This is a genomic window from Acinetobacter sp. 24-47-39 (genome assembly GCF_056783825.1).
Genome location: NZ_JBWYIP010000024.1, coordinates 1 through 8660 on the forward strand (window position 1 = coordinate 1; position 8660 = coordinate 8660).

Annotated in this window: 7 protein-coding genes; 2 read left to right on the forward strand and 5 right to left on the reverse strand. The window is 35.5% G+C overall.

Features of this window, described 5'->3' with window-relative positions:
* Positions 1–1036 (reverse strand): BapA/Bap/LapF family prefix-like domain-containing protein (locus tag AC1M9C_RS14775; RefSeq protein WP_481952560.1); only part of this gene is annotated, 1036 nt, incomplete at its 3' end.
* A 321-nt stretch (positions 1037–1357) separates the two neighbouring features.
* On the opposite strand from AC1M9C_RS14775, the gene AC1M9C_RS14780 reads away from it, so the two are divergent.
* Both AC1M9C_RS14780 and AC1M9C_RS14785 read left to right on the forward strand, forming a co-directional pair.
* On the forward strand, positions 1358–2428 hold the full coding sequence (locus tag AC1M9C_RS14780; RefSeq protein WP_481953964.1) for a zinc-binding metallopeptidase family protein: 1071 nt from the start codon (positions 1358–1360) through the stop codon (positions 2426–2428).
* 77 nt (positions 2429–2505) lie between these two features.
* Positions 2506–3267, forward strand: coding sequence for a 3-oxoacyl-ACP reductase (locus AC1M9C_RS14785; RefSeq protein ID WP_481588079.1), 762 nt, complete (start codon positions 2506–2508; stop codon positions 3265–3267).
* A 90-nt stretch (positions 3268–3357) separates the two neighbouring features.
* On the opposite strand, the gene AC1M9C_RS14790 is transcribed toward AC1M9C_RS14785, so the two are convergent.
* From AC1M9C_RS14790 to AC1M9C_RS14805, 4 genes are all read right to left on the reverse strand, one after another.
* Positions 3358–4251, reverse strand: coding sequence for a LysR family transcriptional regulator (locus AC1M9C_RS14790; RefSeq protein WP_481953965.1), 894 nt, complete (start codon positions 4249–4251; stop codon positions 3358–3360).
* 164 nt (positions 4252–4415) lie between these two features.
* Positions 4416–5687, reverse strand: a complete 1272-nt coding sequence (locus tag AC1M9C_RS14795) for a DcaP family trimeric outer membrane transporter (protein WP_481953966.1) — start codon at positions 5685–5687, stop codon at positions 4416–4418.
* Positions 5688–5770: 83 nt separating this feature from the next.
* A complete protein-coding gene (locus tag AC1M9C_RS14800; protein WP_481592529.1) occupies positions 5771–7141 on the reverse strand; it encodes an aromatic acid/H+ symport family MFS transporter in 1371 nt (456 codons plus the stop codon).
* 386 nt (positions 7142–7527) lie between these two features.
* The gene (locus AC1M9C_RS14805) at positions 7528–8442 is read right to left on the reverse strand and encodes a LysR family transcriptional regulator (protein WP_035270297.1); all 915 of its coding nucleotides are present in this window, start codon (positions 8440–8442) and stop codon (positions 7528–7530) included.
* Positions 8443–8660: the final 218 nt, after the last annotated feature.

Below are 8660 nucleotides of genomic sequence, written 5' to 3' on the forward strand. Positions count from 1 at the left end.
CACGTGTTTCATCAGTATATCTTGCTGACTCTTCTAACTTTGCATTTTCATTAAGTTTAGTCTGAAGGTCTTTCGCCTTCGTCTCAAGCGCGGCTAAATCCTCTTCAGTTGCAGGCATGTTTTCAAATTCTTGCTGTGATTCAGTTTTTAGATTATCAACAGCATTATTCAGTTCATCACGAGCATTATTTACATCGTCAATACTTGGCTTATTACCAATATTATTATTAAAATCATCTACAAGCTTTTGAGCTTCTTCAATTTCTTTTTCTAGTTCTGATTTAGTTTCATCAGTATATGGATCGTTTGGATCTTCATTTTCCAACTTATCCTTTGCATTTTCCAAATCAGCTTCAAGATTATTAATTGCTTCTTCTAATTTAGCAGCATCTTTAGCTTCTTGATCTTTTAAAGCATCTTCAACAATAGCAATTAAATCATCAGCCGTCTGGTCAAGTAATTCTTGACTTGATTCTGGGTCTTTTAAAACAGCTTCTGCATCATTAATAGCATTTTCAACTCGCTGTTTTTCATCTCCATCCAATTGATTTAATGAATTTTTAGCATCATTAATTGCATCAACTAATTTGCTGAGATCTTTAGAAGGTTGTTTTGTGTCACTTGATCCATTAGCAGCATCAAATACAGCAACGCCAACTCCAACTGCACCTAGTGCAAGTGCACCACCAGCTAACCAATTATTTAAGATTGTAGCGCCAGTTCCAGCACCACCTTCTAGTAACGCTTCTATGCTTTCTAAAGGGTTGTATTCTACATTTTTGAAATCAAGAACAAACATCTCACTATTTTGGTTACGGAAAACTAAATCAGATGTTTCATAATTGAAGTTTTCTAGGGTTATTGTTTCCCCATTATTAAGTTTAATAATGACCTGATTATCATTCACAATCAGCTCTTGAACATCTTCAGGAGCCACGTCGATCATTACAACTGAGTCTTCAACAATTTTAATTATATTGCTTTCTGAAGTGATCGTATTATTCAAGGTTTTTTTTGAGATAATCTGAGTTTGCATATACAAAATACCCATAGATTTAAAGAAATTTTACTTGATAGCATTAAACGATCATTTAGTTTTCTAATCAAGATTTTTTTAGATTAAAAATCATATATTTCAATATATTGTGATTTACATCACACTATTTTTTAATAAAATTGATTTTATTTTATACAGTAACTAAATGATCTTAATTATACTGCTATTTACAAATTCAATACGTTGATTACTTATTGTTCATCATTTTTCTTGCTTTTAATTTTCATTATTTAATTTGAGAAACACAAATTTTTTTTTGAAAAAAGCAATGGTATAATCTCAAAAAAATGAATAATTTTTATGAAATATTTTTCTTGCGCGCAGTGCAATCGGCAAATCTTTTTTATGAATTCTACATGTACTCATTGTGGAATTAATTTAGGATATGTTGTAGAAGAAAAAGAAATGGGCAGTTTCCATAAACATACTAGTCAGTTGTGGAAATCTATTAATCCCAAATTCAAAAATAAACTCTATAAACCCTGTTTTAATTATTTGCATCATCATGTATGCAATTGGATGATTCCTGCAGAAAGTTCTGATATTTACTGTGACTCTTGCAAACTAACCTCTATTATTCCAAATTTAAATAATCCTGATCACACCATCTATTGGAGCAGATTAGAGCATGCGAAGCGTCGTTTCCTTTATATGATGCAACAACTAAATATCATGCCGAGACCAAAAAAAAATGATCAAGATCAATTTGGACTTAGATTTAATTTTTTGATGCCCGAACCAGATCTTCCTGTTTTAACTGGTCATGCTCAAGGTACAATTACATTAAATGCAAGCGAAGCAGACGTCGTATACCGCGAAACAACCCGAATAAAAATGGGTGAAAACTATCGAACCCTACTCGGTCATTTTCGCCACGAAAGCGGGCATTACTATTTCGATCTCATTCAACATCTTCGACCAGATCTCATTGATGAGTTTAGAAAAATATTTGGAGATGAACGACAAGATTATGCCGAAGCTTTAAAGCGACATTATCACGAAGGTCCACCTATAGACTGGCAGAAAAATTTTATTAGCTCCTATGCCAGTGCTCACCCATGGGAAGATTGGGCAGAAACCTGGGCACATTATTTACATATGATGGATACTTTAGAAACAGCATATTATGCGGGTCTGAGTGTTCAATCTAAACGTGCTGATCTCCCAAGTATGACGATCGAAGAAAATCCGATTGGTGCTAAAAACTTTGAAACTGTTTTACAAAACTGGTTAATTATCACTTTTAACTTAAATGCACTTAATCGCAGTATGGGTTTAGATGATGCATACCCATTTACGCTATCAGATAAAGTCTTAGACAAGCTCAGATTTATTCATCACAAACTATTAGAAATTTCATTTCAAAAATAAATATTTTGCTTTATCAAAGGTTGAAGTTACTTATTATTTAAATACAATCTTCACCAAGTCTTAATGATTGTGTGTAAATGAAAATAAACGAACAGATTGTACTCATTACAGGTGGGGCACGAGGCCTTGGCTTGGCTATTACCAAGGCATTATTGAGCGAAGGCGCTCGTGTCGTTGTCAATTATCATAGTAGTCATGAGTCTGCTAAGACATTAAAACTTTCACATCCTGATCAAGTATTTAGTTATCAAGCAGATATTACTGATGCAGAGCAAGTTTCAAAAATGTTTAACGCTGCCAAACTGCACTTTGGTGAAGCTATTCATTCAGTTGTGAATAATGCACTCGTTAGTTTTAAATTTAACGGGGATGCAAGACCAAATATTTCACAAATACAGTGGAATGATATGCACACTCAGTTTGAGGGTGCTGTTAAAGCTGCCCTCAATACCACTCAAGCTGCTTTAGCCGACATGAAAGCTAATCAATTCGGTCGAATTGTGAATATAGGAACAAACTTGGTGCAAAATCCTGTTGTGCCATATCATGACTATACTACTGCAAAATCTGCCCTTCTCGCATTGACGAGAACATGTGCTCATGAATTAGGTGAGTTTGGAATTAATGTCAATATGTTGTCTGGTGGATTACTTCAACAAACTGATGCAAGTAAAAGCACGCCACAGGAAGTTTTTGATTATATTGCTTCCGCTACCCCCTTGCGTAAAGTAGTCACTCCTGATGAGTTTGCTTCAGCCATTTTAATGTTTTTGTCACCGTACTCCAAAGCTGTCACTGGTCAAAATTTAATAGTGGATGGCGGTTTAGTTAAAAATTAATAACGATGCTTAGAGCTTAGGCTATTTTTTATTTAAGGAATAGCCTACCTATATAACCCCAATCGCTTGCTCATAGAGTATTTATGAGTGTTATTTTACAAGGATTTCATGAAACATATGTCTAAGCCATTGATGGCTGGTCTTATGATGACAGGACATATGCCAGTATTGTTTAACACCATATGTCGGGAAAGCAATAGGTGCATCAAAGATTTTTAAATTGCCTCGTGATAATAAAACTTCACTTAGATAGTAAGGCACTGTAGCAATCGCATCAGTTTCTTGAACAACAAGACCAACACCAAGATAACTTGGTAATCGCATTAAAATATTTCTTTTAAGTTCAAGGTTTAACAGCTCATTTTCAATATGGTAATGCCCCATTCCCGCATCAATATCAATGTGTGATTCTGCCAAATACTGCTCTTTGCTGATTGAATCTCCCGTTAAACGAGGGTGATCTTTTGCTGCAATTACAACATAATATTGCTCGAATAGTTTTTGTTGATAAAAGCCATTTTCCAAATGAGGCAGAAATCCTAATGCAAGATCAATTTCACCATTTGCCATTTGATAACTTGTTTCAGAAGTTATTGGACGCACATTTAATCTGACATGAGATGCTTTTGCTTTTAGATATTGGGAAATCTTAGGCAGTAATACTAAATGCGAAACATCAGTCATCGCCAAGGTGAATTGTTGATCTGATATAGATTCATCAAAATCGATCGTAAAATTATTAATCGCTTCAACTTTACTTAATGCTTCACTGACCAATGGGAATAATTGCTTTGATAATTCCGTCGGGATCATTTCATTCCCAATTCTTAAAAAAAGCGGATCGTTATAATGTTGTCGAATTTTATTAAGAATATTACTTACAGCAGGTTGACTCATCTGCAATTGTTCAGCAGCAACCGAGACACTTTTAAATTTGTAAACATGAAAAAAAATACTGAGTAATTTGCAATCTAATTCGTACACGAAACGCGCCTTCTCCTAGTAGATGAGAATGTAAAGTAAAACAAGATCTCATAGTACTTTTATATTTTTATTTTTTCTAGGATCTATTCTGACATTCTCTAAAACCATCCCATAAAAAAAGAGCGAAAAATCGCTCTTTTTATCATCATTCAAGTTTGAATAATTTAGAAATTATAAATTGCTACAGCACTTACACGATTATCCTCACCTGTGTTAGAACCATTTGGTGCAGATACTACAGCTTTACGCTCACCATACACATATTCCAATCCAAGGCTAATCGGTTTGATCGGACTATAGAATGAATTGACCCAACCTTGCCAAAGCTCCTTATTGATCTCTGTCAGATTTACTGCACCACCTCGATAAGCATTTGTTACATCTTGATTCATATAACCAAAACCAACAGTTCCACGCCATTGAGGATTAAATTGCTGCGTTAGACCTATTGTAATCGAGTCAAATTCATTCTCATCTAAAATTTCACCAGATGAGCTACGGCTGATACCAGGATTCGTCCATGAAACGAAACTGCTATCTCCTTTTACATGATAGTAGTCAGCTTTCAGTGTAGTTGAAGGAGCTAACTTATATTGCATACCAAGTCCTACGCCCCATGCAACGACTTCATCAACTTCTGTTTTCTTTTCATTGACCATAGTACGTAAACTGAGTTTAGCATCATCATTTAATTGATGATTCAATCGCGCTGTGACTGCAGGTGTACGCATTTTAGATAATCCATCTTTTGGATCTTCTGCTGCAAGGACCAAGCCTGTTGCAGGTGCTAAACTCATACTATAACGAACTTGAGGTGTACGTTTTACAGCACCACCCACATACCCTAAGGCATCAATCGTTTCAGGCATATAGTCTGGAACAGCAAAGTTAGACCAAGTTTGACCAATTAACCATTTATCGTAATTCATATAAGCATGACGTATACGAAGATTATCTAATCCAGCTCCACCCAAAAAGTCGACTTCAACTTTACCTGAAACTTTTTTATCATTAATTTGACTATGAATATCCAAACCTAAACGTGTTGCTGATAGAGTCGACTTAAGCTGATCACTCGCCTCATTATTACCGGCTAAAGGAACCTTATTAATATTATTATATAGGCGATCTAACCCACTACCTTCAGCTTGATATGAAGCATCTAGACGAACATTTCCATAAAAATTAAAAGTTGTATTTTTACCAACATTTAGTTTTGGTTGGGGTTTAACAGATTCAGTTTTTAATGTCTCAATCGATTTTGTCTGTACAACAGCATTCTTCTGTTGTTGTTCCATCATTGATTTAAGTACTTCAATTTCTTGACGTAGTTGCTCTATTTCAGACTGTTGTGGATTTTTTGCAAACGTTGCAGTAGAGGTTAAAACAGCTAATGAGATTAAACTTAAAGTAAATGGTTTGTTTGAAAAGATCATCCTAATCTCTCTTATCCTATAAAATGGTTTAGAAGTCTAAATAACAGCCACCTTCTGGCAGCTGTCTTATTTATAAAGAATTTTTACTGAGCTTGTTCTACGACTTTAGAAGAGTGTACAGATTCTTCCTGAGCAATTTTTCCATCTACTGAATTTTTCAGATTCACCATAAAAATTGCTAACGCTGCAATCACACCAGGAATTGCGATTACCAAGAAATTCATTTGGTGCGGAAGTTCCATGGTTAACAAAGCACCAGTGAGTACTGGACCTACGATTGCACCAATTCGACCAATACCAGATGCCCAACCCATACCTGTTGAACGAACTGTCGACGGATAATATTGTGCGACGAATGTATAAAGTAGAATTTGTGAGCCAATCGTTGCAGCGCCCGCGATTGCAATTAGCGTATACAACACGATTTGTGGACTATTAAAGCCGAGAAGGATAAGTGCAAGTGCACCGCACACGAACATAATTGTAAGTACTTTTTTGATGTGGAAACGATCTGCAAGATATCCACCACCAATTGCACCCACCATACCACCGATATTTAATGCAAATAGGAAGATCATACTTGCACCAAGCGAGTAACCCGCTTGAATCATAAGTTTTGGCAACCAGCTTCCTAAAGCATAAACCATAAGTAAACACATAAAGAATGCGATCCAAAACATGAATGTACTAAAGGTACGACCTTGCTGGAATAATGCTTTTAAAGGAGCTTCATCACCTGCTGTGACTTCATCTAATACAAATTGAGTGTCAGCAGTAATATTTTTTTCAGGTGCAATTTTCTTTACATTAATTCGCACTTGCTCGGTTTGGTTTTTGTTGGTCAGGTACATCAAAGATTCTGGTAGGAATTTCCAAATCAACGGCAATGCGATTAAAGGCAATGCAGCGATATAGAACATAATTTTCCAGCCATATTGTGGAACTAACCAAGCACCTAATAATGCTGACGTCATACCACCAATTGCATATCCACTGAACATAAGGGCAACTAAAGTACTTCTAATTCGCTTAGGTGCATATTCAGTCATTAAAGCAACAACGTTAGGCATCACACCGCCAATACCCAGACCAGCAAGAAAGCGTAAAATACCAAATTCAGTCGGATTTGATGCAAATGCCCCCAAAAATGTAAATCCACTGAAGATTGCCACACAAATCATGATGGTTTTTTTACGACCAAGCTTATCTGATAATGTACCAAATGACATAGCACCGAACATCATCCCAAATAAAGCTGTACTTGCTAACAATCCAGCTTGTACTGAAGTTAATGCCCATTCCTGCATTAATAAAGGTAATGCAACTCCGTAAATGACAAGATCATAACCATCAAAGATAATAATCAATAAGCACCAAAACAATACACCCCAATGAAATGGTGTGAACTTAGCATCATCAATCACACGATTGATATTTAATTTGTTTGCTTCCAAGGTTGCGCCTCCTGCAAATAAACTCTCCAAAAATATGACGCAACATTGACGTAAAGCTGAAAAAATGTCCAAAACCGAATATATCTATATATATACCTTCAAGGTCTAAATAATCTCGAGGGCTTATTTCTAGTATGATTGAATGAAAATTAGACGAATAATTACTTTAAAAAAAAATTCTTTGAGAATTTCTAATTTGAATTTTTTATTGCAACCTACTTTTTCTTCAAAGTTAAAATTATTTGTTTGAAATTTATCAAAAAAAATTAAGCCCCTTTTCGGGGCATAAGCTAAAGTCGTAGTTATTTTGAGTATTTAAGATTTTTGATTGCTATTTTTTATCCAATAGCTTTAGACCTAAGTCTAATTATTGTATTAGACCCTATCTAAATTAAATTTCTATCATACTTAATTGCTTCTAAATCATACACTTGGTAAATACAATCTATTAGAGACATGATGTCCTCGCTCTCATCTAGATTACGTATCGTCATAAATACTGGACTTACTGCAGTTTCATCTAAAATTGGGATGTAAAGCAAATGGGATAGCTGAATTGATTTCGCACTTTCTGGAACAATACAAATACCTTCACCAGCTGCAACCAAACCAAGAGATAGCTGAATTTCTCGCACCAAACGTATATTTTTAGGTTCTAAATTATATTCTGCAAACAAGGCTTGGACTTGAGTTGCAAAGCTAGGGGTTGTATGGCTAGGGTATAAAAAAATATTTTCATCAGAAATATCAGATAGATAAACACCTTCTTTTTTCAAACTTAAAGGATGACTCGCATGCACTGCCATCATTAAGCGCTCTTCACGAAGCAAAATTCGCTTCAATGCTGGATCTGAAATTCTAAGCCGCCCAAATCCAACATCAATCTTCCCCTCTTTGAGTGCTTTAACTTGTTCTAACGTGGTCATTTCAACAAGTTCAATCTTTAAGTGGGGTTGCTGCTGCCTATATAAATATACAATTTTAGAAAGCAGCCCATAAAGCAGTGACCCGACAAACCCCATTGTTACTGTACGTTCAACTAGACCTATACGCTTTGTCATAGACTTAACTTCTTCAGCATTGGCAAGTAATTTCACTGCGTGCTGATAAAAGAAATAACCGGCTTGTGTTGTTTTTAATGGACGGCTACCTCGCTCAAATAAAGCAATGCCAAGCTCTGATTCCAAATTTTGAATTTGTCTACTTAATGGTGGCTGCGCAATAAATAACTTTTCTGCTGCTTTTGTAAAACTTTGTTCTTCTACCACTGCGACAAAATATCGTAGATGTCTAAGCTCCATGACTTCCATACCTTTAAAATATATTAAAATGCAAAAATGATCTTCGACTCTATTTTTGCATTCTTTTAAGGTATACCACATGAAATACACAATGCAAGAATGCGTAGAGTGGAAATGATTACATCAGTTGAAACCTTGCTCGTTGAAATCCCGACGATCCGCCCACACAAGATGGCGGTCGCAACGATGCAAACTCAAACCTTAGTCCTCATTAAAAT